Genomic DNA, 26,721 nt, shown 5'->3' on the forward strand with positions numbered 1-26,721 from the left:
AATTCGACACTACAAGGACTCGCCCATGAAAGCGTTCGGCAAAATCCTGGGTCTGGTACTTCTCGGGCTGTTGCTGATCATCGTGGCTCTCGGCTTCGCCCTGACTCACCTGTTTGATCCCAACGACTACAAAGAAGAAATTCGCCAGATAGCCCGCGACAAGGCCCACATCGAGCTGACGCTCAATGGCGATATCGGCTGGAGCCTGTTCCCCTGGCTCGGCCTCGAACTGCATGAAGCCGGGGTCGCCACCCTGGCCAACCCGACCCAGCCGTTCGCCGATTTGCAGATGCTCGGCTTGTCGGTCCGCGTGCTGCCGCTGCTGCGCCGCGAAGTGCAGATGAGCGATGTGCGTGTCGAAGGCCTGAACCTGCGCCTGACCCGCAACAAGGATGGCCACGGCAACTGGGAAGACATCGGCAAGGTCGCCCCCGCCGACAAGCAGGCCGCAACCCCGGCCACCAGCACCGGCGAAACCACGACCACGACCCCGGCCACCACGGAAAAACCGGCGCAGCCGATCCGCCTGGATATCGACAGCCTGACCGTGAACAACGCCCGGGTGGAATACAACGACGAGCAGAGCGGCAAGCAGTTCACCGCCGAAAGCATCCAACTGAGCACCGGCCCGATCCACGAAGCGACCAATACCCCGGTCAAGCTCACTGCCTTCCTCGCCAGCACCCAGCCGGCCGTGCGCGTGCGCACCGAGTTGAAGGGCGAGCTGCGCTTCGACCGCGTCCTCAAGCGCTACCAGTTCGAAGACATGAAACTGTCCGGCGAAGCCGCCGGCGATCCGCTGCAAGGCAAGACCCTGACCTTCGCCGCCCAGGGCCAGCTGCTGCTGGACAAGGCCGCCAACGTCGCCGAATGGAACAGCCTGAAGCTCTCGCTCAACCAGCTGCGCGCCATCGGCGAGCTCAAGGTCAACGACCTGGACAAGACCCCGCAGCTCAACGGCGGTATCTCCATCGCCCAGTTCGACCTGGCCAAGTTCGTCGACAGCATCGGCCAGACCCTGCCGGCCATGGCCGAAGGCAGCCTGAGCAAGGTCGAGCTGGTCAGCCGCCTGTCCGCCACGCCGAACAGCATCGCCCTGGAAAACATCAACCTGAAACTCGACGACAGCAGCTTCAGCGGCCGCCTGGCGGTCGAAGACCTGGCCAAGCAATCGCTGCGCGCCCAGCTCAAGGCCGACACCTTCGACGTCGACCGCTACCTGCCGCCGAAATCCGCCGAAGCCAACAGCGCCGCGGTCGCGCGCAAGGCCGAAGTACAGAGCAGCGAAGCCAGCGCCGTCGCCGGGGCCGGCAACTCGCCGCTGCCGGACGCGCCGACCAAGGGCGCCTGGAGCACTGAGCGCCTGCTGCCGGTGGAGCGCCTGAGCAAGCTGGATGTGGACGCCGACCTGAGCTTCGGCCAGTTGACCCTGGACAAGCTGCCGATCCAGAACGCCACGCTCAAGGCCAACGGCCAGGGCGGCCTGCTGAAACTCGAAGGCCTGCGCGGCGAGCTGTACAACGGCAGCTTCGAAGCCAACGGCAACCTCGATGTGCGCCAGCCAACGCCGCAGCTGAGCCTGCAGACCAGGATCAACCGGGTACCGGTGGAACGCATCCTGGAAAGCCAGGGGCAGAACCCGCCGGTCAAGGGCCTGGTGACCCTCGACAGCAACCTGACCAGCAGTGGCAACAGCCAGAAGGCGCTGGTCGACGGCCTCAACGGCAACGCCAGCTTCGTCGTCAACAACGGCGTGCTGCTCAATGCCAACCTCGAACAGCAAGTGTGCCAGGGCATCGCCACGCTGAACCGCAAGACCTTGAGCAGCGAGCCGCGGGGCAAGGACACACCCTTCCAGGAACTCAAGGGCAACCTGACCCTGCGCAACGGCGTGGCCAGCAACCCGGACCTGAAAGTGCGGATCCCGGGCATGAGCGTCAAAGGCAATGGCGACATCGACCTGCGCGTACTGGGCATGGATTACCGGGTCGGCATCGTCGTCGAAGGCGACAAGAGCGACATGCCGGACCCGGCCTGCCAGGTCGGCGAGCGTTTTGTCGGCATCGAACTGCCGCTGCGCTGCCGCGGCCCGCTGGAGCTGGGCGCCAAAGCCTGCCGCCTGGACCGTGACGGCCTGGGCCAGGTCGCGGCCAAGCTGGCCGGCGATCGCCTCAGCGAAAAACTCGATGAGAAGCTGGGCGACAAGGTCAGCCCGGAACTGAAAAACGCGCTCAAAGGGCTGTTCAAACGATGAGGGCCGAGCAGTTCGCACCGGCAGTACTGGACTGGTACGACCGCCATGGCCGCCATGACCTGCCCTGGCAGCAAGAGATCAATCCGTATCGGGTATGGGTCTCGGAAATCATGTTGCAGCAGACCCAAGTCAGCACCGTGCTCAACTACTTCGACCGGTTCATGGCCTCGCTGCCGACGGTCCAGGCCCTGGCCGCCGCGCCGGAAGACGAAGTGCTGCACCTGTGGACCGGCCTGGGTTACTACACCCGCGCGCGCAACCTGCAAAAGACCGCGAAGATCGTGGTCGCCGAGTACGGCGGCGAGTTTCCCCGCGACGTGGAAAAACTCACCGAACTGCCGGGCATCGGCCTGTCCACCGCCGGCGCCATCGCCAGCATCAGCATGGGCCTGCGCGCGCCGATCCTCGACGGTAACGTCAAGCGGGTGCTGGCGCGCTTTACCGCGCAGGAGGGCTACCCGGGCGAACCCAAGGTGGCCAAGCAGCTATGGGCCGCGGCCGAGCGCCTCACCCCGCAGACCCGGGTGAACCATTACACCCAGGCGATGATGGACCTGGGCGCCACCCTCTGCACCCGGAGCAAACCCAGCTGCCTGCTGTGCCCCCTGGAAAGAGGCTGCGAAGCGCACATGCTGGGCCTGGAAACCCGCTACCCGATTCCCAAGCCACGCAAGACGGTCCCGCAGAAACGCACGCTGATGCCGATGCTGGCCAACCACGAAGGCGCCATCCTGCTGTACCGCCGGCCTTCCAGCGGCCTGTGGGGCGGTTTGTGGAGCCTGCCGGAGCTGGACGACCTGGCGGACCTGGAACACCTGGCTTCGCAGCACTCGCTGGAGCTGGGCAAGCAACAGGAAATGCCCGGGCTGGTGCACACCTTCAGTCACTTCCAGCTGGCCATCGAGCCCTGGCTGGTGCAGGTCCAGGCATCCACCCATCACGTGGCCGAGGCCGACTGGCTCTGGTATAACCTCGCCACCCCGCCGCGCCTGGGCCTTGCCGCCCCGGTGAAAAAGCTGCTCAAACGCGCGGCCGACGTATTGAACGCAGGAGAGTTGCAATGACCCGCACCGTAATGTGCCGCAAGTACAAAGAACAATTGCCGGGCCTGGAGCGTCCTCCGTACCCGGGTGCCAAGGGCCAGGAGATTTTCGAGCACGTGTCCGCCAAGGCCTGGGCCGACTGGCAGAAACACCAGACCCTGCTGATCAACGAAAAACGCCTGAACATGATGAACGCCGAAGACCGCAAATACTTGCAGGGCGAGATGGACAAGTTCTTCTCCGGCGAGGAATACGCCAAGGCCGACGGCTACGTGCCGCCGTCCGAGTAATTGCGTTCAAATCGGGGCGGGAACGTAAGCGGCGGTAATAATTAAACTTTTTTTCAAAACTTGCTTGACGCCCCCCCGAAAAACCCGTTTAATGCGCCCCGTTGCCCAGATAGCTCAGTCGGTAGAGCAGGGGATTGAAAATCCCCGTGTCGGCGGTTCGATTCCGTCTCTGGGCACCACTAATACCGAAACCCCTGAATCGCAAGATTCAGGGGTTTTTTATTGCCTGCGATTTGATGTGCCTGTTTTCAGCATTGCAGCCTTCACTCAATAACCTTCATTCCAATGCAGGTTGAGGTCGCGAATGCCCGCCACTTTCATATCCACCGCGCTGCGCTCGGTACGCCCGCCACGGGTGGCGACAACCTGGTACTTGCCGGCCGGCAGTTGCACAAAGACGATGGGGCCCACCTGATTCAGGGTCAGGACCGGCTGCCCTTGCGGATTCTGGATCGCCAGGTCGACATCCGAGGTGTATTTGTTTTCCGGGCCGACGGAAAAGGTCATGTGCAGGTTGTACCCCTTGGTCTGCAAGAGCGTCCGCGATTCGTCCAGGCCGATACCGCCGGACAGATAGGTAATGCCGTTCTGCTGTTGAGGTTCCAGCTGCACGCCCGCCGGGTCGATGGGTTCGTTGCTGGGGGTGGCGGACTGTACGCTGAACGGCGCGAGTGACAGGAACGCCGCGAGAACGCCTGTTACGACACACAAGTAAAAGGACTTCATGATGAGCACTCCCGGGTTCGTCTCGAACCACTGAATGGGAACGCCACCGCCAAGAGCCCAGCCCCAGAACGGCAGCGTCCGGGTCTCCCCTTTTCATCTTGAATAGCCCAGCTACGCCTCAGGCAAACGATGCTCGAATGAACAGCCCGTAAGCGTCATGCATCCGTGATCGCCCCCAGGCCCTGATATTCAGTGTACGCCCCGATGCCAGGCCGTTTAGATCGATTCGGTGTGATGCTTTTAACCAAAAGTACCTAGCAGCGGCGCCAATCCCGACGGTTGCCACGGAGCGGACAAGGCGGTTATTAATGCTTGCACCTAAAAAGAGCCGACACGCCTTTTCGCCCGCAAAGGAATACGCGCCGATGACCGTGCAATCCCCACCCTCGCCCCTGCACCCGGCCAGCACCGTGACCAGCAGCCCCGGCACGGCTTTCCACGAGCCTGCCGCCGATGGCTTTATCCTGGGTGGTTTCATCTGGCGCCATGCCGAACCGGACCCCGCACGCCCGGTGGTGATCATCAATGCCGCCACCTCCGTGCGTTGCCGGCACTATTCGCGGTTCGCCGATTACCTGTTCAGCCATGGCCTCGACGTCATCACCTACGACTACCGCGGCATCGGCGAGTCGCGGCCGGCCTCGATGCGCAAGCTGAAGGCGTCCTGGTCGGACTGGGGCAGCCTGGACTTCGAAGCCATGCTGCAACGCGCGCAGCGGGAATGCCCCGGCCAACCCATCGATGTGGTCGGACACAGCTTCGGCGGCTGCGCGGCGGGGCTGGGCGCATCCGGGCAGTTGATCCGCCGCGTGGTGACCGTAGGCGCGCAGTTCGCCTACTGGCGCGACTACGCCCCAGCGAGCCGCTGGCGCATGCTGGGCAAATGGCATGTCGTGATGCCGCTGCTGACAGCGATTTACGGCTACTTCCCCGGCAAGCGCCTGGGCTGGCTGGAGGACACCCCCGCCGGCGTGGTGCGCGACTGGGCCACGCCCACTGCGCACTATCAACGGCGGCCCAGTGGGCGCCACCTGGCGCGCCGGGACCCGGCGCTCCCCTTCGCCCGGGTCGAGGCGCAGCTGCTGGCCATCAGCATCAGCGACGACCCTTACGGCACCGTGCCGGCCATCGAGCGCCTGCTGGGCTACTTCACCGCCAGCCAGCGCAGCCATTGGCGCATCGAACCTGCGGACATCGGCGAGCGGGAAGTCGGGCACTTCGCGTTTTTCCGCAGCCATTACCAGGACCGCCTGTGGCCGATCGCCCTGGCCTGGCTGCAACACGCCACATTGCCCAGCGACACCCCGGGACGCCTGATCAGCGGTAGCCGTTGAGCGTGCCAGGCAGCGCATTTACTGGCATCCTCTGCCGCCTGAAAGCCAGGCCGGACACTGTATCCATCCCTGGCCCCCTCTTTGCGCAAAAGGTACGACGCCCATGGCATCTGCGAACAAGCAACACAAAAGAGCCCAGCGGGCGAAAACCAAGGCCAAGCAGAACCGCACCCAGCGCAACGCCGCGCCAGTGGAACTGGACCCGAACGACGACCGCATCGACTTCGAATCGGTGGACCTGACCGAGCTGTTCAAGAAGATGATCGACGCCGAGAAGACCAGCCAGCAGGCGATGTGCGCGGCGTTCCTGGAAGACCCGCTGCTGGAGATCGTCTACGAGCAGGAAGGCGAGGAAGGCGCCATGGACTTCATCCTCGCCGCCCTGATCGAGTACCGCCAGTGGTCCACCGAGACCGACGAGGCCGGCGCCCTGGCCTGGATCGAAAGCCCGGAGTTCCAGGCCGCCTACCTGGCCGCGTCGGAAGCCCTGATGCAGAAATAAGCTTCAACACAATCTGTAGCCGCTGGCGCAGCCTGCGGCTACAACGCGCCCTGCATGACCCTCACTGCTGCGTCGAATGTTCAATCGTCATCGCGGGCAAGCCTCGCGCCTACGGATCACCTTCATCTGCAGGAACGAGGCTTGCCCGCGAAAGCGTCGGTACAGGCCATAAAAAAGGCCGCTGTCAGCACTGACAGCGGCCTTTTTCGTTACCGGGAAAAACTCAGGCGCGGCTCAATACACCGGCCGCCTGCTTCTCCAGCTTGCGCCGACGCGCAACCAGCAGGCCCGCCGCGATCACGACGATGCTCAGCAGGCCGGTGGCGACGATCTCCATACGGTGCCCTTCCTGGAACAGCATGATAGTCAGCACCCCGACGATGAATACGATCACCGCGTAGGTCAGGCCCGGGAACAGCCACATGCGGAAGGCGATCTTCTCGCCGGCCGCCGTGCGTTTCTGGCGCATGCGCAGCTGTGATACCGCGATCACCAGGTACACCAGCAAGGCGATGGCGCCGGAACTGGCCAACAGGAAATTGAACACCGCGGCGGGTGCCACGTAGTTGGCGAATACCGCAAGGAAGGCAGCGGCGGTGGACAGGATCACCGCCCAGTAAGGCGTGCCGCTAGCGTTGGTGCGCTTGGCCGCGGCCGGGGCGTCGCCGCGCTTGCCCAGGGAGAACAGCATGCGCGAGGCGGTGTAGAGCGCCGAGTTCAGGCAACTGGTCACCGCCACCAGCACCACCAGATCGACGATCAGCTTGGCGTTGGGGATGCCCATGCGGTCGAGCACGGTCTGGTAGGAACCGACCTGGGCCAGGCTCGGGTCATTCCATGGCACCAGGGCCACGACGATGAAGATCGACACCAGGTAGAACAGGCCGATCCGCCAGATCACCGAGTTGGTCGCCTTGCTGATCTGCTGGCCCGGGTTCTTCGATTCGGCGGCGGCAATGGTGACGATCTCGGTGCCCATGAACGAGAACATGGTGGTCAGCATGGCGGCGAGTACCGCGCCCATGCCGTTGGGCAAAAAGCCCTGGGTATCGAACAAGTGCGAGACGCCGCTGACATTGCTGGTCGGCAGCAGACCGAAGATCGCCAGCAGGCCGAGCACCACGAAGCCGATGATCGCCACGACCTTGATCAGGGCGAACCAGAACTCGAACTCACCGTAGTTCTTCACGCTGAACAGGTTGGTCGCGGTCAGCAGCAAGGTGATGACCAGGGTAAAGGCCCAGATCGCTATATCAGGGAACCAGGCATGCAGGATGGTCGCGGCGGCGTTGGCCTCCAGCGGAATCACCAGCACCCAGAACCACCAGTACAGCCAGCCGATGGTGAAACCGGCCCAGTGGCCGATGGCGCGGTCGGCATAAGTCGAGAAGGAACCCGTGTCCGGCGAGGCGACGGCCATTTCGGCCAGCATGCGCATCACCAGCACCACCAGGGTGCCCGCGGCCGCATAGGCCAGCAGCACGGCAGGGCCGGCTTCGGCGATGGCGTGGCCGGAACCGACGAACAGCCCGGCGCCGATTACCCCGGCGATCGACAGCATGGTGACATGCCGCGGTTTGAGCCCCTGTTCGAGGTCATTGGAGGTCTGCGTACTGCTCATTGAAACTACCTTTGCGAAGAAAGCGAAAGCGTCCACCCGGTCTGGATATTCTTTCTCGTAAAAAGAATCCAACAGGGCGTTCTTTATTTCTTACGCAAGATTTGCGCCAAAATGTTACAGGCTCCCAGCCGGCGCGGCCTGCGAAGGCGATCGACGGATGAGCGCAAGTCCTTGAGATTAATGGCCTTGCGCCAGAACGTTACCGCACCACCCATTTGTAGAACGAAGCAGCGCACCAGAAACACACACAAAAAGTGTGTGACGCACAAATAGAGGGCGGATACGCAACCTTTGGCCGTTTTACCCTTCCAACACCTGGCCAAAGCTGGCACCATCGCGCCTTTTTTTACGCGACACCCGCTGGGAACAGGGTTCAAACGGGCGTTCGGTTGTTGACGGGGCGACAGTCTGCTGTGCCGATGCGACAACCTGTCACACGCCGTCTGCTTACACCCTGAAGCGCTGTTGGCTGTCATTCGAACGCTATGCTAGGTTGGCGCCTCGCCAGAAAAGCCGCTACCAGCAGGAGCGCAATGAACTCATGAGGACCGCACATGGCTGAGGCCACGCCCGCGCTTGAAATCCGCAACTTGCACAAACGGTACGGCTCGCTGGAGGTACTCAAGGGTGTCTCGCTGACCGCACGCGACGGCGATGTGATCTCGATCCTGGGTTCCTCCGGTTCCGGCAAGTCCACCTTCCTGCGTTGCATCAACCTCCTGGAAAACCCGCACCAGGGCCAGATCCTGGTGGCCGGTGAAGAACTCAAGCTCAAGGCCGCCAAGAACGGCGAACTGGTTGCCGCCGACGGCAAGCAGATCAACCGCCTGCGCAGCGAAATCGGCTTCGTGTTCCAGAACTTCAACCTCTGGCCGCACATGAGCGTGCTCGACAACATCATCGAGGCGCCGCGCCGGGTGCTCGGCCAGAGCAAGGCCGAAGCCATCGAAGTGGCCGAAGCGCTGCTGGCCAAGGTCGGCATCGCCGACAAGCGCCACGCCTACCCGGCCCAGCTCTCCGGCGGCCAGCAGCAACGCGCCGCCATCGCCCGCACCCTGGCGATGCAGCCCAAAGTCATCCTGTTCGACGAGCCGACCTCGGCACTGGACCCGGAAATGGTCCAGGAAGTGCTCAACGTGATCCGCGCCCTGGCCGAAGAAGGCCGGACCATGCTGCTGGTCACCCACGAAATGGGCTTTGCCCGTCAGGTCTCCAGTGAAGTGGTGTTCCTGCACCAGGGCCTGGTGGAGGAGCAAGGATCGCCACAGCAGGTGTTCGAGAACCCGCTTTCGGCACGCTGCAAACAATTCATGTCCAGCAACCGCTAACGGAGCAACACGCATGCAGAGCTATAAGAAATTCCTCCTGGCCGCTGCCGCCACTCTGGTGTTCTCGGCCAATGCGATGGCCGCCGACAAACTGAAGATGGGCATCGAAGCGGCCTACCCGCCGTTCAACAACAAGGATGCCAGCGGCCAGGTCGTGGGTTTCGACAAAGACGTCGGCGACGCCCTGTGCGCCAAGATGAAAGTCGAGTGCGAAGTGGTCACCTCCGACTGGGACGGCATCATCCCGGCCCTGAACGCGAAGAAGTTCGACTTCCTGATCTCCTCGATGTCGATCACCGACGAGCGCAAGCAGGCGGTGGACTTCACCGACCCGTACTACTCCAACAAGCTGCAGTTCATCGCGCCTAAAGACAAGGCCGACTTCAAGACCGACAAGGCTTCCCTCAAGGGCAAGATCATCGGTGCGCAGCGCGCCACCCTGGCCGGTACCTGGCTGGAAGACAACCTGGGCGACGACATCACCATCAAGCTCTACGACACCCAGGAAAACGCCTTCCTCGACCTGACGTCCGGCCGCCTGGACGCGATCCTGGCCGACAAGTACGTCAACTACGAGTGGCTCAAAAGTGAAGCGGGCAAGCCTTACGAGTTCAAGGGCGACCCGGTTGAAGAAAGCGACAAGATCGGCATCGCCGTGCGCAAGAACGATCCGATCCGCGAGAAGCTCAACGCCGCCCTGAAGGAAATCGTGGCCGACGGCACCTATAAGAAGATCAACGACAAGTACTTCCCGTTCAGCATCTACTGATACTGACTGGCCTGCCCGGCGCCCTTCCCCGAGGGCGCCGGTCCTTAGCAAAGCCTGCCGCGACTTGAATAACCATCCATGAATATCGATCTCTACGGATTCGGCCCGGCGCTCGCCGCTGGCGCGCTGATGACCGTCAAGCTGGCTCTTTCGGCGCTGTGCCTGGGGCTGGTGCTCGGCCTGCTCGGCGCCTTGGCCAAGACTTCCCCGTACAAGCCGCTGCAATGGCTTGGCGGCACCTATTCGACCCTGGTGCGCGGCGTTCCCGAGCTGCTCTGGGTGCTGCTGATCTACTTCGGCACCGTCAACCTGATGCGCGCCCTGGGTGAGTTCTTCGGCAACCCGGAGTTGGAACTCAACGCCTTCGCCGCCGGGGTCATCGCCCTCGGCCTGTGCTTCGGCGCCTACGCCACCGAAGTGTTCCGTGGCGCGATCCTCGCCATTCCAAAGGGCCATCGTGAGGCCGGCGTGGCCCTGGGCCTGTCGAAATGGCGGATCTTCACCAGGCTGATCATGCCGCAGATGTGGCGCATCGCCCTGCCGGGCCTGGGCAACCTGTTCATGATCCTGATGAAGGACACCGCGCTGGTGTCGGTGATCGGCCTGGAAGAAATCATGCGTCACTCGCAGATCGCCGTGACCGTGTCCAAGCAACCTTTCACCTTCTATATGGTGGCGGCCTTCATGTACCTGGGCCTGACCGTGCTGGCCATGACCGGCATGCACTTCCTGGAAAAACGCGCCGCTCGCGGCTTCGCGAGGAGCGCCCAATGAACTGGGAAGTGATCATCAAGTGGCTGCCCAAGCTGGCCCAGGGCGCCACGCTGACCCTGGAACTGGTGGCCATCGCGGTCATCGCCGGCCTGCTGCTGGCCATTCCGCTGGGCATCGCCCGCTCGTCGCGCCTGTGGTACGTGCGCGCCCTGCCCTATGCCTACATTTTCTTCTTCCGTGGCACGCCGCTGCTGGTGCAGCTGTTCCTGGTCTACTACGGCCTGGCACAGTTCGATGCAGTGCGTAACAGCGCGATGTGGCCGTACCTGCGCGATCCGTTCTGGTGCGCCACCGCCACCATGACCCTGCACACCGCGGCCTATATCGCCGAGATCCTGCGCGGGGCGATCCAGGCCATCCCGCCGGGCGAGATCGAAGCGGCGCGGGCGCTGGGCATGTCCAAGCCCAAGGCGCTGTTCTACATCATCCTGCCCCGGGCGGCGCGCATCGGCCTGCCGGCCTACAGCAACGAAGTGATCCTGATGCTCAAGGCCAGCGCCCTGGCCAGCACCGTGACCCTGCTGGAACTGACCGGCATGGCCCGCACCATCATCGCCCGCACCTACCTGCCGGTGGAGATCTTCTTCGCCGCCGGGGTGTTCTACCTGCTGATGTCCTATGTGCTGGTGCAAGGCTTCAAGCTGTTGGAACGCTGGCTGCGCGTCGAGCAATGCCAAGGCCGCTGAACCGCTTCTGTAGGAGCGAGGCTTGCCCGCGATAAACGATAACGCGGTGTACCAGATAACCCGCGACGCTCTCATCGCGGGCAAGCCTCGCTCCTACGGCCCCTATCCTGAGCAGCCCAGCATGCCCTCCATCCTCCAAGGCCCCGAACTCCTCAGCCGCTTCCAGGCCCTGGACCGCTTCCTGCTGGACCATCAACCGCTCTGGCGCCCACGCCCCTTCACCGAGCCGCAGCTGCCCTGGGAAGCCCAGCACCATGAACTCGCCCAGTGGCTGCGCCAGCGCAGCCTGGACGATGCCGAGGCGAGCCATAACCACCCAGAACGGCTCGATGCTCCCGCGCCCTTCCCCGATCTGGCGCGGATCGCCGCCGTGCTCGGTGCCGTGGCCGAGCTGCCGACGCACGAGGTGCCAGCCGCCCGCCAGCGCCTCAATGTCGATGTGCCCGGGCGCAAATGGCAGCAGATCGAAGCCTTCGCCGCCTGCCTGGAGTTCACCCAGGCGCCCGGCCACTGGCTGGACTGGTGTTCGGGCAAGGGCCACCTCGGCCGCCGCCTGCTGCAACCCGGGCAACGGCTGACCTGCCTGGAATACGACCCGGCGCTGGTCGCCAGCGGCCGGCAACTGAGCGAACACCATCGGCTGCCGGCCAGCCACCTGCAGCAGGACGTACTCGCCGCCGACGCCGCTGCCCGCCTGAGCGCCGAACACACCCCGGTGGCCCTGCACGCCTGTGGCGACCTGCATGTACACCTGATGCAACTGGCCAGCGAACGCGGCTGCCGCCAGCTGGCTATCGCGCCCTGCTGCTACAACCGCATCAGCCATGCCGAGTACCAGCCGCTCTCCGGCCCGGCCAAGGGCTCGGCGCTGCAACTGTCCCTCGACGACCTGGGCCTGCCCCTGAGCGAGACCGTCACCGCCGGCGCCCGGGTGCGCCGCCAACGCGACAGCTCCATGGCCCGCCGCCTGGCCTTCGACCTGCTGCAACGGCGGCTGCGCGGGGTCGACGAATACCTGCCCACCCCGTCGCTGCCCGCCAGTTGGCTGGACAAAACCTTCGCCGACTACTGCCACGACCTGGCGGCCCTCAAGGACTTACCCACAGTCGGTTCGCAGGACTGGCCGGCGCTGGAAGCCGCCGGCTGGCAGCGCCTGGCCCAGGTGCGCAACCTGGAGCTGCTGCGCGGCCTGTTTCGCCGGCCCTTGGAGCTGTGGCTGGTGCTCGATCGCGGGCTGTTTTTGCAGGAACAGGGTTACTGCGTGCAACTGGGCCTGTTCTGCCCGGCACCGCTCACCCCACGCAACCTGATGCTGCTGGCGGAACGTGGATAAGTTGGATCCATCATCCTATCCAGCCTGTGGATAACTCTGTTGATGAAATCCCGCCAAAGCCGCTGAAAGCGCCTGCTACAGCCTCAATACAGAGCTGGTCATTTTTTGTTCATAAAAATAAACCAGCGAAAAAACAGCCAGTTGCGGCGAATTGAGAACGGATCCACAAAATCAGCGAAAACAGCCGCGCGACAGCCATCGATTGTGCATAAGCGTCAATGCCAAAGGACATAACAGCCGAAAACCGGCACCACAGGCGAGGCAAATTGCGCCGGTCGGCGACGCTTGTTATACAGACGCAGGCGCTCGCGGGCGCGTCCGCTCCAGAACCTTTGTGATTAACGGGAAAAGACAGTGACGTTCATTTCTTATGCACAAAATTTCGAAGACATCCGCCTGTGGCGCGCGCTCAAACACGTTGAAAACGGCTTCTACATCGACGTCGGCGCCAACCACCCCACCGCCGACTCGGTGACCCGCGCCTTCTACGATCGCGGCTGGCGCGGCATCAACGTCGAACCGGTGCCGAGCTATTACCACGCCCTGTGCCAGGAGCGGCCCTGGGACACCAACCTGCAATGCGCCGCCGGCGACAACGCCGAGGCCCTGACCTTCTACGCCATCGCCGACACCGGCCTGTCCACCCTCGACCCCGCCATCGCCCAGCAACACAAGGACGCCGGCATGCAGGTGCAGACCCAGATTGTCAGCTCACGCACCCTGAGCGATATCTGCGAGGCCCACGTCGGCGGCCCCATCCACTTCCTCAAGATCGACGTCGAAGGCCACGAAGAAACCGTGCTGCGCAGCATGGACTTCAACCGCTGGCGGCCGTGGATCCTGCTGATCGAAACCCCATGGAACCGCGACCAGGCCTGGGAAACCCTGGTCACTGGCGCGGGCTACCACCCGGTGGTGTTCGACGGCATCAACACCTTCTACCTGGCCGAAGAACACCTGAACCTCAAGGGCGCCTTCGACATCCCGCCGTGCAACCTCGACGAGTTCCAGTTCAACCCCGGCCACCGCTTCGTCGCCCCCGCCACCGACCTGGAACAGGCCCTGATCGCCGAACGCCAACGCGCCGACCGCGCCGAAGCTGCACTGCACGCCCTGCGCAACAGCCGCTCATGGCGCGCCCTCGAAAAACTCAAGAAAGTACTGGTCCGCGGCTAGAGCCCGGCACAAAGCAAAAATAGTCAGATTTCAGGGGTTTACAGAACCCCGCCAATCGCTATAATCGTCGCCCACACGCCGGTATAGCTCAGTTGGTAGAGCAACTGACTTGTAATCAGTAGGTCCCGGGTTCGACTCCTGGTGCCGGCACCATACAAGGTTCCAGAGAAGGCTTTCAAAATCTCTGGAACCCCCGAAAAACCCGCCTTCTGGCGGGTTTTTTCGTTTTGGCGTTCCATCGGTTTCCGTCAGAAACTGGTGGATTCCAACCGTTTTAAGGGTAGAGTTTGGGATACAGGTCACTTCGATAAAAGGGAGTACCCTTATGTCGCGCACCACAGCTCCCCTCTCCGACGCAGCTTGCCGCTTGGCAAAACCTACAGACCGCGCCTACAAGCTTTTCGACGGCGATGGCCTCTACCTCCTAGTCCAACCCAATGGCCGCAAAGGCTGGCGGCTCCGTTACGTCAAACCTGACGGACGCGAAGGACTGACCTCGTTCGGCAACTACCCCGTCATTGGCCTCGCCGATGCGCGCCGCAAGCGCTTGGAAGTTAAGCGAATGCTTGCGGATGGCGTTGATCCTATAGAGACCAAGCACCAAGCCAAGGCGGAAGCCGTAATCAAAGGCAGAACCTTTGAAAGCGTTGCGCTCGACTGGCATACGGAAATGTCGGCCAAGTGGGCACCAGGCCATTCCAAGACAGTGATGAGCCGCCTCAAAACCCACGTATTCCCGCTGATCGGCGCACGCGCCATTATTGATCTCGACACCCATGACCTTATGCAGCCCTTGGAAGCGATCAAGAAACGCGGAACGATAGACGTTGCTTTAAGGGTACAAAACTACCTTCAGAGCATCATGCGCGAGGCAAAGCGCCTCCGGCTTATCACCATAAACCCTGCTTACGACCTCGAAGGCTCGATCAAGGCCCCGCGGGTGGTCCATCGCCCGGCTCTACCCTTATCGCGACTGCCGGAACTGCAGGAGCGGATCGACACCTATAAAGGCCGGGCACTTACCCGTCTGACGGTGATGCTGTCGCTGCATGTGTTTGTACGATCCAGCGAGCTGCGTTTCGCACGCTGGAGCGAGTTCGACCTCAAGCGTGGCACCTGGGAGATACCGGACACTCGACCAGCGCTGGAGGGAGTACCTTTTTCCACAAGGGGTACGAAGATGGCCGGGGATATCCATTTAGTACCCTTATCGCCGCAAGCAGTGGCGCTACTCGAAAAAATCCATGCACTCACAGGCAAATTCGCATTGGTCTTCGCAGGTGATGCCAAACCCTGGAAACCCATGTCCGAAAATACCGTGAACAACGCGCTACGGACGATGGGATACGACACCAAAACCGATATCTGCGGGCATGGGTTTCGTTCAATGGCCTGCAGCGCACTGATCGAGTCCGGACTGTGGTCCGAGACCGCCATTGAAAGGCAGATGAGCCACAAGGAACGCAACAACGTCCGCGCCGCTTACATCCACAAGGCCGAGTTCATCGAGGAGCGCAGGCTGATCATGAACTGGTGGAGCCGGTACCTGGAGACCAACCGGCAGGAGCATGTCACTCCACACGAATTCGCGAACCAGACCGGAGCGAACGTCACTCGCCTAAAAGCAAAACGTGGCGCAACCGAGTAAGCGCTCGGTCTTCATATCTCAGTGATCCGCTTTTCCACGCGGGTCCATCCAAGCAGGGCTGCAAAGCCGCCCTGCTTGGATGGACCTCACTTAAAAAATCGAAAGCCCAAGTAACTGTCTGTCGAAAACCACAGATTTCCACCGGTGGATAGTTTCATCCACAGCCGCAGAACGCCCGAAAATTCGGGCCTTGACCCGAATTATCCACAAGCGTAGAAAAGATCGGGCAAAGCGCTGTCGTCGACAGCAACCCAGGTAGCCAGAACCTTTAAGGCTACGCCACACGGTGGTGGTTCTCCCAAAGTGCGATTAGCGTCCGGCGGCTCGCACGGTCACAGCGATGTGATGGATGCCTCCTTTTACCAGTGTGCCCACTGCGGCAACTCATTCCCTTTCATAGCTGCCCTGCAGCAACCTATCCGCTTGGCCATTTCACTGCGCCAACCTGCGCCCGTCTCTTTCTTCCGGAAAGAGACGGGCGCTCCTACCGCTGCTGCAGCCCAACTCGTACAAGGCTTTGCGGCATTTCCCCTCGTGACAATCGGCGTGACAAACACCGAAGTCACCAGCAACAGCGATGCAGATGATGGTGCCGCAGCCCAAGGAATGGACTGCACCTGACTGACAGCCAGGCATGCCCCGGTCATCGCATCACTGCCCTCACCCGACTCAGGATCTCGCGGCGCCGGTCTCGTCAGCCAGTGCAACCTCCACCCGCCCACTTCTTCGGAAGTGCTCAGGAGGTCAGATCATGAGATGCCCAAGCTCCCGGTCGTAAAGAGCCGTAAGTCCCGCGTTAGTGGACACCCCTCACAGGTCGCAGGGACCTTGATCCCTGATAACACTCAACATTCTTGGCGGGATGACGTGGGGATAACGCTTCAGTCGATGGGCTTCGGGAGGAACAAGGCTATGCCACTTGTTGGAAGAAGGGGTGGACGGAATTTTGGATGGGGTCGACAGCTGAGTTATGCCGGACGGCAGGCGTTAAAGGATATGTTTGGCAACGGGCACTATTCCACGGTCAAAGCCCACGCAGACCGCTGGGTAGCCTTCGCCGAATGGTGCCGGTCCGAACTCGATCCAAGTATCAATGACGCCCGCAAGATCGACCAGCAAACGCTATTCGACTATGCCCAGCACCTGAGCCAACAGGTCGAGCGAAGCGGCCTGAAAATCGCTACCGCACAGAGCCGACTTTCCAGCGTGAACCGCACGCTGGAGGCGATTCGTGGTGATCGTTCGGTACGGGTCACCAGCCCCAGCCAAGCCCTCGGCTTGCACAGGTCCACAGTAAGAAGCGAGGCACCCAATGGACAAGATCGCAAGCACCTGAAAACCGTCATCAAAGCGCTCAACGCCCTGCAGCAGCAACGTGTCAGCGCAATCCTGCACCTTGCCCGCGAAACCGGCATGCGCCTGCGCGAAGCCATCCTGGCCGACCTGCCACGTTTGTATCGCGAAGCCGAGCGACTCGGCCGCATCAACATTCAAGACGGCACCAAGGGAGGTCGTTCAGGCGCATACGCACCACGATGGATAACAGCGACAAAGAACGTACGGGACGCACTGCAAGCCGCCCGTAACGCCTCGCCCATTGGCAGCAACAACCTGCTCGCCCAAGACGAAAGCTACAAGACCTTCCTGCAGCAAACCGTGAAACCGGCACGCGAGATCCTGCACGTATATGGCTTGAAAGGCTTCCACGAATTGCGCGCCGCCTACGCCTGCGAACGTTACAAACAACTTACTGGCCATGCAGCGCCGATCAACGACGGTACCTGCTTTCAGGAAAACCGTGAGCTCGACCAAACAGCACGCCAGCAGATCAGCCTGGAGATGGGCCATAACCGCACTGACGTGATCGCAGCCTACATAGGAGGACGGAGATGACTAAGTCCTTCGACATGAGGCTTTTCCTTGATGCCGTACTCACCGGTTCCCATGCCACGCGGCAGCGCCACATTAGGCAGGCCCAAACAATACAAAAGGCCATTCGGAAACGCTTCGGCCGAGACAATCCGTGGAGTTGGCAGCTTAAACATTTCCGGTGGTTTGAGGAGCAACACCTGAAGTCCCGCAGCCCGGCGACGAGGTATTACTACCAGCTAACCGAGTGGTTGATTATAAAGCGGCTTGGTAAACCTGGGCTTGCACAAGAAAGAAGCAAGAAAAACTGAGACCGCCCTGCCGGGTGATTGCAAACGGCGGCGAAATGGACCTGATCGCCTTCACAGCGCTAGGCGACACATTGTGTGGCTCGCATCAGGAAGATGTATAGAGCAGCCCAGCCACCAAGACTTCCACGCTAGTGTGATTGGCTATTTCAAAGCGGACCCACCTCTATAGAGCGCCTACTGAGCAAAAAGTGTTGACAGCACGAGCCAACGGGGAGATATTGCTCTCGCCATCTACTCAGTACGTCTTGTACAGAGAAAAATGAGGCGCGGCAGGTTGCACCCTGCCGCTATTGCAATAACTGACTCGTTAGGAGAGCTAGAGCTATGAAACTGTACCAAATTACCTATGACCTGCGTAAGAAACGTGATTACCAATCCCTGTATGAGCGCATTAAAGCCTACGGCACTTGGTGCCGGCCGCTGGAGTCTACCTGGATTATTGCCACGACCCAGACAGCGGCTCAGGTGCGAGATAACCTCAAAGCAGTAATGGATGCTGATGACGGGTTGCTTGTAACTCGTCTTAAGGGCGACGCTGCATGGTATGGGCTGGCAGCCGAGCAAGCCAAATGGTTGCAGAACCAGTACCAACGCTGCGAAGTCTGACCACACTTGTCGCGCCAAGGATGGCGCTTTTCCCCTGAGCTATTTATGCCAACCCAGTTATTCAAGTTGAGCGAACTGGCTGATGTCCGCTCCGGATACACCTTCCGCGGCGCGCTGGAGCATGACCCGTCTGGCGATGTTCGAGTACTGCAGATCAAGGATCTGCGCCAAAACGCAGTGATTGAACCCGATACGCTAATTGCCGTTACCTGGGACATTCGTACCGCTCCGCCTCTGCTTCAGCCTGGCGACATCACCGTGATCGCCCGTGGTGATAGCAACAAGGCCGTACTGTACGCAGGCGAGCAGGCAGTTGTAGCGACCAGCCAGTTTTTTATTGTTACAGCGAAACAGTCACAGGTGCTGCCGGCATTCCTGTGCTGGTTAATCAACTTGCCACAAAGCCAACGCAGCCTTGAGCGAAGCGGCAGTGCGATTCAAGCCATCGGCAAAGCGTCCTTGATGGACATGCAGATCCCCCTCCCACCGCTCGCGATCCAGCAGAAACTGATTGCCCTGCAAGCGGTGTGGGATGAAGAGGATGAACTGATCGCGCGCCTGCAAACCAACAGAGAGCACATGCTGCAAGGCATTTACCAGCAACTTATAAAGGCTTGATCCATGAACGACAAAGTAAACCAGGACGATATTAACAAGGCGCTGTGGGCAGCCTGCGACACCTTCCGCGGCACCATCAGTGCGGACACCTACAAAGACTTCATCCTCACCATGCTGTTCCTCAAGTACATCAGCGATGTCTGGCAGGATCACTACGACAACTATAAAAAGGAATACGGTGACGAGCCGGAGCTGATCGAGGAGATGCTCAAGAACGAGCGATTCGTGTTGTCAAGTGACGCCAGCTTCTATGCCCTCTACGAGCGTCGCCATGAGCCAGGAAACGGTGAGCGAATTGACCAGGCGCTGCACGCTATTGAGGAAGCTAACGGCACCAAACTCAAGGATGCCGGCAAGAGCGTGTTCCAGGACATCTCCTTCAACACAGACAAGCTCGGTGAAGAAAAACAGAAGAACTCTATCCTGCGCCACCTCCTAGAAAACTTCGCGGGGGCCGAACTCAACCTTAAACCGTCCCGTGTCGGCAGTTTGGATGTGATCGGTAATGCCTATGAGTACCTGATCAAGAACTTCGCCGCCAGCGGTGGGCAGAAGGCCGGTGAGTTCTACACACCGCCGGAAGTCTCTGAGCTAGTCGCCGAACTGCTAGACCCGCAACCGGGCGACACCATCTGCGACCCGGCCTGCGGCTCAGCGTCACTTCTAATGAAGTGCGGACGCAAGGTGCGCGAACACCACAACAGTAAGCAATACGCCCTCTATGGCCAGGAAGCTATAGGCTCCACCTGGTCGCTGGCCAAGATGAATATGTTTCTGCACGGAGAAGACAACCACAAGATTGAGTGGGGGGACACCCTGCGAAACCCCAAACTTCTCGACCAGAATGGTCAGTTGCTAAAGTTCGATATTGTAACCGCCAACCCACCGTTTTCGCTGGACAAGTGGGGTCATGAAGAGGCCGAGCACGATCAATTTGGTCGCTTCAAACGCGGCATCCCGCCAAAAACCAAGGCCGACTTCGCCTTTATTCTGCACATGATCGAAACCCTGAAAGCCAAGACTGGGCGAATGGCAGTAATCGTGCCCCATGGCGTACTGTTTCGTGGCTCCAGCGAAGGCAAGATTCGTCAGCAACTGATTGAAGAAAATCTGCTAGATGCCGTCATCGGTCTGCCGGAAAAACTCTTCTACGGCACAGGTATCCCCGCCTCAATCCTGATTTTCAGTAAGGCCAAAGCTGACGAAAACGTTCTGTTTATCGACGCCAGCCGCGACTTTAAGGCCGGCAAAAACCAGAATATTCTGGGTGATGAGCAGATCAAGAATATTCTGATCACTTACCGCCATCGCATTGGTTCGGACAAATTCAGTCATCGCGCCAGCCTGCAGGAAATCCGTGATAACGACTACAACCTTAATATTCCGCGCTATGTAGATACCTTCGAGAAAGAGGGAGAGATCGATCTGCTCGCAGTGCGTAACGAGCGCGAACAGCTCAAGGCACAACTCGTCAAACTGGAAGTGCAGATGGATGAGTACTTGAAGGAACTTGGTTATGGTTTTTAACGAGTGGCCACGCAGCAGCCTAGATGCTATTTCAAAAGTCATTGACTGCAAACACAGGACTCCTATTTATGTTGACTCCGGCATTCCCGTGGTATCCCCTGGGACATTAAAATGGGGGCAGCTAGATTTGGCATCGCCAAGCAAGCGAGTAACAGAAGAGGACTATCAATCACTGATGGATCACTGTGTAGTCGATATTGGCGATCTAGTAATTAGCCGCAACCAGTCCATTGGCGTGGCAAGTTATGTCGACACGACAGAACCGTTTATTCTTGGTCAAGATACAGTTTTGATCAAGCCAAACTCTGAAAAAGTTAATAAAAAATTCCTATATTTCAAGTTTCAATCAGAGCGTGTTCAGCTAGACATTCTAAGGCTGGCTGGTGGCTCGACTTTTTCACGTATCAACTTGTCAGAACTACGCAAGTTACGTTTTAGCATCCCACCGATTCAAGAACAGACAAAAATTGCAAAAATTCTGTCCGCATGGGATCAAGCCATCACCACCGCCGAATATCTTGTAGAGAATAGCAGGCTCCAGAAGAAAGCGTTGACGCAGCAATTACTGACGGGTAAAAAACGCCTGCGTGGTTTTCAAGAAGACTGGCGACAAATCCGCCTCGAAAAGCTCTTCCGTAGAGTCACAACAAAAAACACTGAAGCAAATACCAATGTGATGACTATTTCAGCTCAACAGGGCTTAATCCGCCAAGAAGATTTTTTCAGCAAAACCGTCGCCTCAGAAATTCTAGACAACTATTTTCTACTCAAGAAGGGACAGTTTGCCTACAACAAAAGCTATTCCAATGGTTATCCTATGGGAGCTATAAAGCGCCTGAACAAATACGATAAAGGCGTGGTCACTACACTTTATATTTGCTTTGAGACCGTCAACGAAAACACCTGCACTCCAGAGTTTTTTGAGCACTATTTTGAGTCTGGCTTGTTGAACAAAGGCTTGAGCAAAATCGCTAACGAAGGCGGTCGCGCGCATGGCTTGCTTAATGTCAAACCAAGCGACTTCTTTGGCCTACAGGTGTTTGTCCCCGAAGGTATAGAGCAAAATGCAATTGCTGCTGTGCTCACCACCGCTGATCAGGAAATCCAACGACTTCAAGCCAAACTTTCCTGCCTGAAGCAAGAGAAAAAAGCATTGATGCAGCAATTGCTAACAGGCAAACGCCGAGTAGTGGCAGATGAACAGGAAGTAGCTTGATGGCTAAAAAACACGTCCCCTTTGTGATTGCCTACGATTTCGACGGCACCCTGTCTCCCGGTAATATGCAGGAGTACAACTTTGTACCGGCATTGGGCATCAAGCCGGCTGAATTCTGGCGCGCAGTCAAGGCTATGTCTCAGGAGCAGCAGGCGGACGAGATTTTGGCTTATATGCGGCTGATGATCGAGAAAGCGCAGGCCGCCCGGGTGCCGGTGCACAAAAAGGACTTTGCCGATTTTGGGGCGCATATTCAACTATTTCCAGGCGTGCAAGACTGGTTCAAACGTATCACTGAATATGGCCGCGCCAAGGGCGTAAAGGTCGAACACTTCATCATCTCGTCGGGGCTACGCGAGATGATTGAGGGGACCCCGATCAACAAGCATTTCACACGCGTCTATGCCTCAGGCTTTATGTACGACCATAACGACGTCGCGCACTGGCCAGCCTTAGCGGTGAACTACACCACCAAAACCCAGTATCTGTTCCGCATAAACAAGGGCAGCCTGGATGTGCACGATAACTCGGTAATCAACAAGTTCGTAGAGCCAGCCGAGCGGCCTGTGCCGTTCAGCAACATGGTGTTTATCGGCGATGGTGAGACCGATATTCCCTCCATGCGCCTGGTCAAGAATCAGGGCGGCCATTCGATTGCCGTGTACGGCAAGGGCAAACGCGGTGCCCGCGAAAAAGCACTCAAGCTGGTCAAGGAAGGGCGTACTAACCTGGCGACCACTGCCGATTACACCGATGGTTCAGCCATTGATCGCGCCGTGAAGGCGATGATCGACAAGGTGGTATCGGATCGCACAATCGCAGAAGCGAATGGCTGACACCACAGGTAGCGACCTACAGAGATGATGGTTTGAGGCAGTTCACCCAGCGCGGAATGGATGCTCGACCATAGTGGGTCATTGACCAACATAGCAGTTAAATTCATGAGCTGATTGGTTCCAGCAACAGCTGGCGGGCGGCTTGGAGAACTACAGCGGATGATACCAACACCTAAATTCCAGGAAGAATACAGTGCGAAACTTCCAGCTTTGGCTCTTCTGTGCAACCTCGGCTGGCAGTTCCTCTCGCCCGCGCAGGCACTGACAGCAAGGAGCGGCAAGAGCGACGAGGTAGTTTTGCGTGATGTACTGCGCGAGCAACTGAGCAAGCGACGTTTCTTGTTTAGCGGGAGTGAATATCCGCTATCGGCCAAGGCCATCGACAACCTGATCGGTGAGATGTGCAGCCCAGCGCTCAACGAAGGGCTACAGGCCGCCAACGAGCGGCTGTACAACCATTTGCTGTATGGCATCTCGGTGACGGAGTTCGTGGATGGTAAAAAAGCTAACCCGACCGTGGCGTTGATCGACTGGAACAATCTTACAAATAACAGCTTCATCTTTACCGAAGAGTTTCGCGTGCTGCGCAGCAGTGGTGTGGAATCGCGGAGGCCGGATATTGTTTGCTTCGTCAACGGTATTCCGCTGGCAGTGATCGAGGCCAAGCGCCCCGATAGCAATGCACAGAAAGGCCCGACCATCGACGAAGGCGTTTCGCAGAGTTTGCGCAACCAGCGTCACGACGAAATCCCAAGGCTATTCGCCTACAGCCAATTGTTGCTGTCGATCAATGGCAGCGACGGGCGCTACGCCACATGCGGCACGCCTGCGAAATTCTGGGCGGCTTGGCGTGAGGAAGATATCGCCACCGCAGAGTTGTATGCGCTGAAGAACCGCAAACTGAGTGCCGCGGAGAAGGCCTCTATTTTTAGCCACCGCCCTCCCCGTGATCGGGACTGGTATGACACCCTGATCGCTGGCGGCGAGCTAGCGCTGACCGGCCAGGATCAGTTGCTTATCAGCCTGCTCTCTCCTGCCCGGCTGCTGGAGATTACTCGCTACTTCACCCTGTTCGATAAGACGGCTGGCAAGATTGTTGCTCGCTATCAGCAGGTATTTGGCATCAAACGGCTGATCGAGCGGATTACCCACAAGCGCAAGGACGGTGGCCGCGAGGGCGGGGTGATCTGGCATACAACAGGCTCGGGCAAGTCATTCACCATGGTTTTTCTGAGCAAGGCGCTGATCCTGCATGACTCGCTCAAACAGTGTCGCATCGTGGTGGTCACCGACCGGGTCGATCTGGAAAACCAGCTGAGCAAGACTTTCGCCTCGGGCGGCGAACTGGCAGGCAAGAAGGATCGCGGGGCCGCGATGGCCACTTCCGGGACGCGCTTGGCCGAGCAGATCGGCAAGGGTAATGAGCGCATCATTTTCTCCCTAATCCAGAAGTTCAACAGCGCCACCAAGCTGCCGCAATGCGTGAACACTAGTGCTGACATCATCGTGCTGATCGATGAAGGTCACCGCAGCCAAGGCGGTGAAAACCATATCCGCATGAAACAGGCGCTGCCCAATGCGGCTTTTGTGGCGTTTACCGGCACGCCCCTGCTCAAAGACGACAAGACCACAAATAAGTTTGGTCCCATCGTGCATGCCTACACCATGCACCGAGCCGTGGAGGATCAAGCGGTGACGCCGTTGCTCTATGAAGAGCGCATCCCCGATCTGGATGTGAACGCGCGCGCTATCGATAGCTGGTTCGAGCGCATCACTGAAGGGCTGAGCGAGCAGCAGAAGGCCGATCTAAAGCGCAAGTTCGCCAAGAAAGGACAGATCTACAGCGCAGATGATCGAATTCGCTTGATTGCACTTGATATCGCCAACCACTTCGTGAAAAACATTGATGAAGGCCTCAAAGGGCAGTTGGCCTGTGACAGTAAGGCGTCGGCGATCAAGTACAAGCAATACCTGGACGAAGCGGGTCTTTTCGAAAGCGCTGTGGTGATGAGCCCACCGGATAGCCGCGAAGGCAACACCGAAGTGGATGAAGCTGCTTCACCGGAGGTAACTCAATGGTGGAAGAACAACGTTGGGAGCGCGGATGAGCAGGTCTACACCAAGAAGTTGATTGAGCGTTTCGATAAGGATGATTCGCTCAAGCTTTTGATCGTAGTGGACAAGCTGCTGACGGGCTTCGATGAGCCGAAGAATACCGTGCTATACATCGATAAGCCGCTCAAGGAGCACAACCTGATTCAGGCCATTGCACGGGTCAACCGATTGCATCCCCTGAAGAAGTTCGGCCTGCTGATTGACTATCGCGGCATTCTTTCCGAGTTGGATACCACGATTCAGAAATATCAGGATTTGGCTTCACGCACTCAGGGTGGCTATGACATAAATGACATCGCCGGCCTCTACAGCCAGATGAGCAGCGAGTACAAACGGCTACCTCAACTGCACAAAATACTCTGGGCGATTTTTGCCGATGTGAAAAACAAAGGCGATATCGAACAGTTACGCCAGGTACTGGTACCCAAGATGCAGGAGCGCGACGGTGAGTTTGTGGATGTAAATCTCAAAGTGCGCGAGGACTTCTATGAGGCGCTAACCGAGTTCGCCAGTTGCCTGAAGGTTGCATTGCAATCAGCCTCTTTCTTCGAGGACACCAGCTTTAGTGACGCTGACCGCGCTCACTACAAGGAAACGCTCAAGCAGTTCTCCAGCCTACGCCAACTGGCCAAACAGGATGCCGGTGAGACGGTGAACTATGACCAGTACGCCGAACAGGTGCGCAAGTTGCTGGATAAGCATGTAGTCGGCGTGGAGGTTAGAGATCCAGGTGGTGTTTATGAAGTTGGCAAGATGGGGCAGCAAAAGCCTGAGCAGTGGAGTGAGGACAGGGTGCGCAACGAAACCGACATCATCAAGACCCGCGTGAGCAAGATGATTGAGCAGGAGCTACGTGACGACCCCTATGCCCAAGAAGCATTTTCTAAGCTGCTGCGCCAAGCCATTGAAGATGCCGCAAAGCTGTTCGATCACCCGCTCAAGCAGTACCTGCTATTCCACGAATTTGAGCAGCAGGTGCAGGCGCGCAAGCTAGATGAACTGCCGGACGTATTGGCGGGTAACCGCCATGCCCAGGCTTACTTTGGTGTTTTCAAGAAAAGCCTTCCGGAAGCCCTGACCTCAGCCGATGAACAGGTACAGGGGCACTGGGTGAAGCTGGCTTTTAGCCTGGATGAAATGGTCATGACCTCTGTGGCCGAACATTCTATCAACCCACAGAACATTGAAAGCGATATCCGCAAGAAGTTGTTACCGCTGCTCTTCAAGGAGTGCAAGGCGGTGGGGGCCGGCATGGATCAGGCGAAGGCCATGGTTGAGTGGGTGGTGCAAATTACGCGGGTGGGCTTGTCCGGTCTATGAGCGCTCCCATCGTCACGAATGCTCCGTCTAGTCCACCAGGGCAAAGCCGGCTGAGCTTTTACTACGCCGATGAGTTGATACAGGTTGAGCGGGCCCCACGGGGGCGCGAGGTTTCGCGCATTCTGATCAAGGTCGATCCAGATTGCCGCGTGCGGGTCAGTGCACCGGCCGGCGCTAGTGATGAACAGGTATTGGGTGCACTGAAGCGGCGCGGCCGTTGGATTTATCAACAGCTTCGTGAGTTCCGCGCTCAGCGAACGCATGTCCGCCCGCGGCAATACATCAGCGGAGAAAGCCACTACTATTTGGGCAAGCAATATGTGCTTAAGGTCGTGGAGGCTCCTGATGAGCTGCAACAGGTGCGTCTATTGCGTGGCAAGCTGGAGGTGTCTGTCCGGATGAAGTCGGCTGGAAAGGTACGCGAGCTACTGCACGCTTGGTACAAGACCCGCGCCCGAGAGGTTTTTGATCGACGTCTGGAGGCAGTCTTGCAGCAAGCCCTTTGGGTTTCTGGCAAGCCGCCACTGCGCATCCTCAGCATGCAAACGCAGTGGGGCAGTTGCTCCCCCGCCGGGCGCATCACTCTCAATCCCCACTTGGTTAAGGCGGCTCGTGAGTGCATTGACTATGTAATCCTGCATGAGCTTTGCCATATCGCGGAGCATAACCACAGCGAACGCTTTTACCGGCTAATGCAGCAAGTGATGCCACAGTGGGAAAGTGTGAAAAAGCGGTTAGACGGTATGGCGGCTTCCCTACTCAACGGCGGTTGATTTTGATTATACATCTGGATGCCGACTCTAGAATTACTACTGACCA

The 26,721-nt window shown here is 59.0% G+C and carries 23 protein-coding genes and 2 tRNA genes; 23 read left to right on the forward strand and 2 right to left on the reverse strand.

The genetic code is table 11. From position 1 onward, the window contains the following. Window positions 1-25 precede the first annotated feature (25 nt). The 4 genes from AC07VU_RS09335 (at window position 26) to AC07VU_RS09350 (ending at window position 3,766) form a co-directional block, all read left to right on the forward strand. Entirely contained in the window at window positions 26-2,254 is a 2,229-nt protein-coding gene (locus AC07VU_RS09335) for an AsmA family protein (RefSeq protein WP_053259305.1), read from the forward strand. Continuing rightward, entirely contained in the window at window positions 2,251-3,318 is a 1,068-nt protein-coding gene (gene mutY / locus AC07VU_RS09340) for an A/G-specific adenine glycosylase (RefSeq protein ID WP_495029761.1), read from the forward strand. Before AC07VU_RS09335 ends, mutY begins: the two co-directional genes overlap by 4 nt. After that, on the forward strand, window positions 3,315-3,587 hold the full coding sequence (locus tag AC07VU_RS09345) for an oxidative damage protection protein (RefSeq protein WP_007921798.1): 273 nt from the start codon (window positions 3,315-3,317) through the stop codon (window positions 3,585-3,587). Before mutY ends, AC07VU_RS09345 begins: the two co-directional genes overlap by 4 nt. Window positions 3,588-3,690: 103 nt before the next feature. Next, a tRNA-Phe gene (locus AC07VU_RS09350) sits at window positions 3,691-3,766 on the forward strand. An 88-nt stretch (window positions 3,767-3,854) separates the two neighbouring features. Here AC07VU_RS09350 and AC07VU_RS09355 read toward each other — a convergent pair. Further along, on the reverse strand, window positions 3,855-4,313 hold the full coding sequence (locus tag AC07VU_RS09355; RefSeq protein WP_007921797.1) for a hypothetical protein: 459 nt from the start codon (window positions 4,311-4,313) through the stop codon (window positions 3,855-3,857). A gap of 365 nt (window positions 4,314-4,678) precedes the next feature. Between AC07VU_RS09355 and AC07VU_RS09360 the strand changes: the two genes are divergently transcribed. Next, window positions 4,679-5,647: an alpha/beta hydrolase family protein gene (locus tag AC07VU_RS09360; protein ID WP_495029762.1), complete on the forward strand. Its 969-nt coding sequence runs from the start codon at window positions 4,679-4,681 to the stop codon at window positions 5,645-5,647. Window positions 5,648-5,750: 103 nt separating this feature from the next. Continuing rightward, complete coding sequence (locus tag AC07VU_RS09365; RefSeq protein ID WP_009046516.1) at window positions 5,751-6,149, forward strand: hypothetical protein; 399 nt, start codon at window positions 5,751-5,753, stop codon at window positions 6,147-6,149. A gap of 223 nt (window positions 6,150-6,372) precedes the next feature. Here AC07VU_RS09365 and gabP read toward each other — a convergent pair whose 3' ends face one another. Next, a complete protein-coding gene (gabP, locus tag AC07VU_RS09370; protein ID WP_274305268.1) occupies window positions 6,373-7,770 on the reverse strand; it encodes a GABA permease in 1,398 nt (465 codons plus the stop codon). Window positions 7,771-8,324: 554 nt separating this feature from the next. Between gabP and AC07VU_RS09375 the strand changes: the two genes are divergently transcribed. The 17 genes from AC07VU_RS09375 (at window position 8,325) to AC07VU_RS09455 (ending at window position 26,675) form a co-directional block, all read left to right on the forward strand. Further along, a complete protein-coding gene (locus AC07VU_RS09375; protein WP_007922616.1) occupies window positions 8,325-9,098 on the forward strand; it encodes an ABC transporter ATP-binding protein in 774 nt (257 codons plus the stop codon). A 13-nt stretch (window positions 9,099-9,111) separates the two neighbouring features. Then, window positions 9,112-9,867: an ABC transporter substrate-binding protein gene (locus AC07VU_RS09380; RefSeq protein ID WP_101336582.1), complete on the forward strand. Its 756-nt coding sequence runs from the start codon at window positions 9,112-9,114 to the stop codon at window positions 9,865-9,867. Between the two features lie 78 nt (window positions 9,868-9,945). After that, window positions 9,946-10,641, forward strand: a complete 696-nt coding sequence (locus AC07VU_RS09385) for an ABC transporter permease (protein ID WP_007922609.1) — start codon at window positions 9,946-9,948, stop codon at window positions 10,639-10,641. After that, complete coding sequence (locus tag AC07VU_RS09390; protein ID WP_007922607.1) at window positions 10,638-11,327, forward strand: ABC transporter permease; 690 nt, start codon at window positions 10,638-10,640, stop codon at window positions 11,325-11,327. The genes AC07VU_RS09385 and AC07VU_RS09390 overlap by 4 nt, the downstream gene beginning before the upstream one ends. A gap of 121 nt (window positions 11,328-11,448) precedes the next feature. Next, window positions 11,449-12,660 (forward strand): methyltransferase, encoded by a 1,212-nt coding sequence (locus AC07VU_RS09395; protein WP_495029763.1) that lies wholly within the window; start codon window positions 11,449-11,451, stop codon window positions 12,658-12,660. Window positions 12,661-13,014: 354 nt separating this feature from the next. After that, entirely contained in the window at window positions 13,015-13,836 is an 822-nt protein-coding gene (locus tag AC07VU_RS09400) for an FkbM family methyltransferase (protein ID WP_457275452.1), read from the forward strand. A gap of 77 nt (window positions 13,837-13,913) precedes the next feature. Beyond that, a tRNA-Thr gene (locus AC07VU_RS09405) sits at window positions 13,914-13,989 on the forward strand. Between the two features lie 172 nt (window positions 13,990-14,161). Next, window positions 14,162-15,484 carry a tyrosine-type recombinase/integrase gene (locus AC07VU_RS09410; RefSeq protein WP_495029764.1) on the forward strand — a complete coding sequence of 441 codons (1,323 nt, stop codon included), beginning with the start codon at window positions 14,162-14,164 and terminating at the stop codon, window positions 15,482-15,484. A 912-nt stretch (window positions 15,485-16,396) separates the two neighbouring features. Continuing rightward, window positions 16,397-17,377, forward strand: a complete 981-nt coding sequence (locus tag AC07VU_RS09415; protein ID WP_495029765.1) for an integrase domain-containing protein — start codon at window positions 16,397-16,399, stop codon at window positions 17,375-17,377. Further along, window positions 17,374-17,664 carry a hypothetical protein gene (locus tag AC07VU_RS09420; protein ID WP_462020190.1) on the forward strand — a complete coding sequence of 97 codons (291 nt, stop codon included), beginning with the start codon at window positions 17,374-17,376 and terminating at the stop codon, window positions 17,662-17,664. The genes AC07VU_RS09415 and AC07VU_RS09420 overlap by 4 nt, the downstream gene beginning before the upstream one ends. A 324-nt stretch (window positions 17,665-17,988) precedes the next feature. After that, a complete protein-coding gene (locus AC07VU_RS09425) occupies window positions 17,989-18,270 on the forward strand; it encodes a hypothetical protein (protein WP_124312651.1) in 282 nt (93 codons plus the stop codon). 45 nt (window positions 18,271-18,315) lie between these two features. Next, complete coding sequence (locus tag AC07VU_RS09430; protein ID WP_495029766.1) at window positions 18,316-18,888, forward strand: restriction endonuclease subunit S; 573 nt, start codon at window positions 18,316-18,318, stop codon at window positions 18,886-18,888. A 3-nt stretch (window positions 18,889-18,891) separates the two neighbouring features. Beyond that, complete coding sequence (locus tag AC07VU_RS09435) at window positions 18,892-20,415, forward strand: type I restriction-modification system subunit M (protein WP_462020193.1); 1,524 nt, start codon at window positions 18,892-18,894, stop codon at window positions 20,413-20,415. Then, window positions 20,405-21,631, forward strand: coding sequence for a restriction endonuclease subunit S (locus AC07VU_RS09440; RefSeq protein WP_462020194.1), 1,227 nt, complete (start codon window positions 20,405-20,407; stop codon window positions 21,629-21,631). Before AC07VU_RS09435 ends, AC07VU_RS09440 begins: the two co-directional genes overlap by 11 nt. Further along, window positions 21,631-22,467, forward strand: a complete 837-nt coding sequence (locus AC07VU_RS09445) for an HAD family hydrolase (protein ID WP_462020195.1) — start codon at window positions 21,631-21,633, stop codon at window positions 22,465-22,467. The genes AC07VU_RS09440 and AC07VU_RS09445 overlap by 1 nt, the downstream gene beginning before the upstream one ends. Window positions 22,468-22,626: 159 nt before the next feature. Beyond that, the gene (locus tag AC07VU_RS09450) at window positions 22,627-25,902 is read left to right on the forward strand and encodes a type I restriction endonuclease subunit R (protein WP_495029767.1); all 3,276 of its coding nucleotides are present in this window, start codon (window positions 22,627-22,629) and stop codon (window positions 25,900-25,902) included. Further along, the gene (locus tag AC07VU_RS09455; protein WP_495029768.1) at window positions 25,899-26,675 is read left to right on the forward strand and encodes a M48 family metallopeptidase; all 777 of its coding nucleotides are present in this window, start codon (window positions 25,899-25,901) and stop codon (window positions 26,673-26,675) included. Before AC07VU_RS09450 ends, AC07VU_RS09455 begins: the two co-directional genes overlap by 4 nt. The last annotated feature ends 46 nt before the right edge of the window (window positions 26,676-26,721 follow it).

The organism is Pseudomonas sp. GW821-FHT02B10 (assembly GCF_059421865.1).

Bases quoted from the DNA above. Each gene is read 5' to 3' on its own strand.
- AC07VU_RS09335 (WP_053259305.1), top strand. From the start codon at position 26: ATGAAAGCGTTCGGCAAAATCCTGGGTCTGGTACTTCTCGGGCTGTTG.
- mutY (WP_495029761.1), top strand. From the start codon at position 2,251: ATGAGGGCCGAGCAGTTCGCACCGGCAGTACTGGACTGGTACGACCGC.
- AC07VU_RS09345 (WP_007921798.1), top strand. From the start codon at position 3,315: ATGACCCGCACCGTAATGTGCCGCAAGTACAAAGAACAATTGCCGGGC.
- AC07VU_RS09355 (WP_007921797.1), bottom strand. From the start codon at position 4,313: ATGAAGTCCTTTTACTTGTGTGTCGTAACAGGCGTTCTCGCGGCGTTC.
- AC07VU_RS09360 (WP_495029762.1), top strand. From the start codon at position 4,679: ATGACCGTGCAATCCCCACCCTCGCCCCTGCACCCGGCCAGCACCGTG.
- AC07VU_RS09365 (WP_009046516.1), top strand. From the start codon at position 5,751: ATGGCATCTGCGAACAAGCAACACAAAAGAGCCCAGCGGGCGAAAACC.
- gabP (WP_274305268.1), bottom strand. From the start codon at position 7,770: ATGAGCAGTACGCAGACCTCCAATGACCTCGAACAGGGGCTCAAACCG.
- AC07VU_RS09375 (WP_007922616.1), top strand. From the start codon at position 8,325: ATGGCTGAGGCCACGCCCGCGCTTGAAATCCGCAACTTGCACAAACGG.
- AC07VU_RS09380 (WP_101336582.1), top strand. From the start codon at position 9,112: ATGCAGAGCTATAAGAAATTCCTCCTGGCCGCTGCCGCCACTCTGGTG.
- AC07VU_RS09385 (WP_007922609.1), top strand. From the start codon at position 9,946: ATGAATATCGATCTCTACGGATTCGGCCCGGCGCTCGCCGCTGGCGCG.
- AC07VU_RS09390 (WP_007922607.1), top strand. From the start codon at position 10,638: ATGAACTGGGAAGTGATCATCAAGTGGCTGCCCAAGCTGGCCCAGGGC.
- AC07VU_RS09395 (WP_495029763.1), top strand. From the start codon at position 11,449: ATGCCCTCCATCCTCCAAGGCCCCGAACTCCTCAGCCGCTTCCAGGCC.
- AC07VU_RS09410 (WP_495029764.1), top strand. From the start codon at position 14,162: ATGTCGCGCACCACAGCTCCCCTCTCCGACGCAGCTTGCCGCTTGGCA.
- AC07VU_RS09415 (WP_495029765.1), top strand. From the start codon at position 16,397: ATGCCACTTGTTGGAAGAAGGGGTGGACGGAATTTTGGATGGGGTCGA.
- AC07VU_RS09420 (WP_462020190.1), top strand. From the start codon at position 17,374: ATGACTAAGTCCTTCGACATGAGGCTTTTCCTTGATGCCGTACTCACC.
- AC07VU_RS09425 (WP_124312651.1), top strand. From the start codon at position 17,989: ATGAAACTGTACCAAATTACCTATGACCTGCGTAAGAAACGTGATTAC.
- AC07VU_RS09430 (WP_495029766.1), top strand. From the start codon at position 18,316: ATGCCAACCCAGTTATTCAAGTTGAGCGAACTGGCTGATGTCCGCTCC.
- AC07VU_RS09435 (WP_462020193.1), top strand. From the start codon at position 18,892: ATGAACGACAAAGTAAACCAGGACGATATTAACAAGGCGCTGTGGGCA.
- AC07VU_RS09440 (WP_462020194.1), top strand. From the start codon at position 20,405: ATGGTTTTTAACGAGTGGCCACGCAGCAGCCTAGATGCTATTTCAAAA.
- AC07VU_RS09445 (WP_462020195.1), top strand. From the start codon at position 21,631: ATGGCTAAAAAACACGTCCCCTTTGTGATTGCCTACGATTTCGACGGC.
- AC07VU_RS09450 (WP_495029767.1), top strand. From the start codon at position 22,627: ATGATACCAACACCTAAATTCCAGGAAGAATACAGTGCGAAACTTCCA.
- AC07VU_RS09455 (WP_495029768.1), top strand. From the start codon at position 25,899: ATGAGCGCTCCCATCGTCACGAATGCTCCGTCTAGTCCACCAGGGCAA.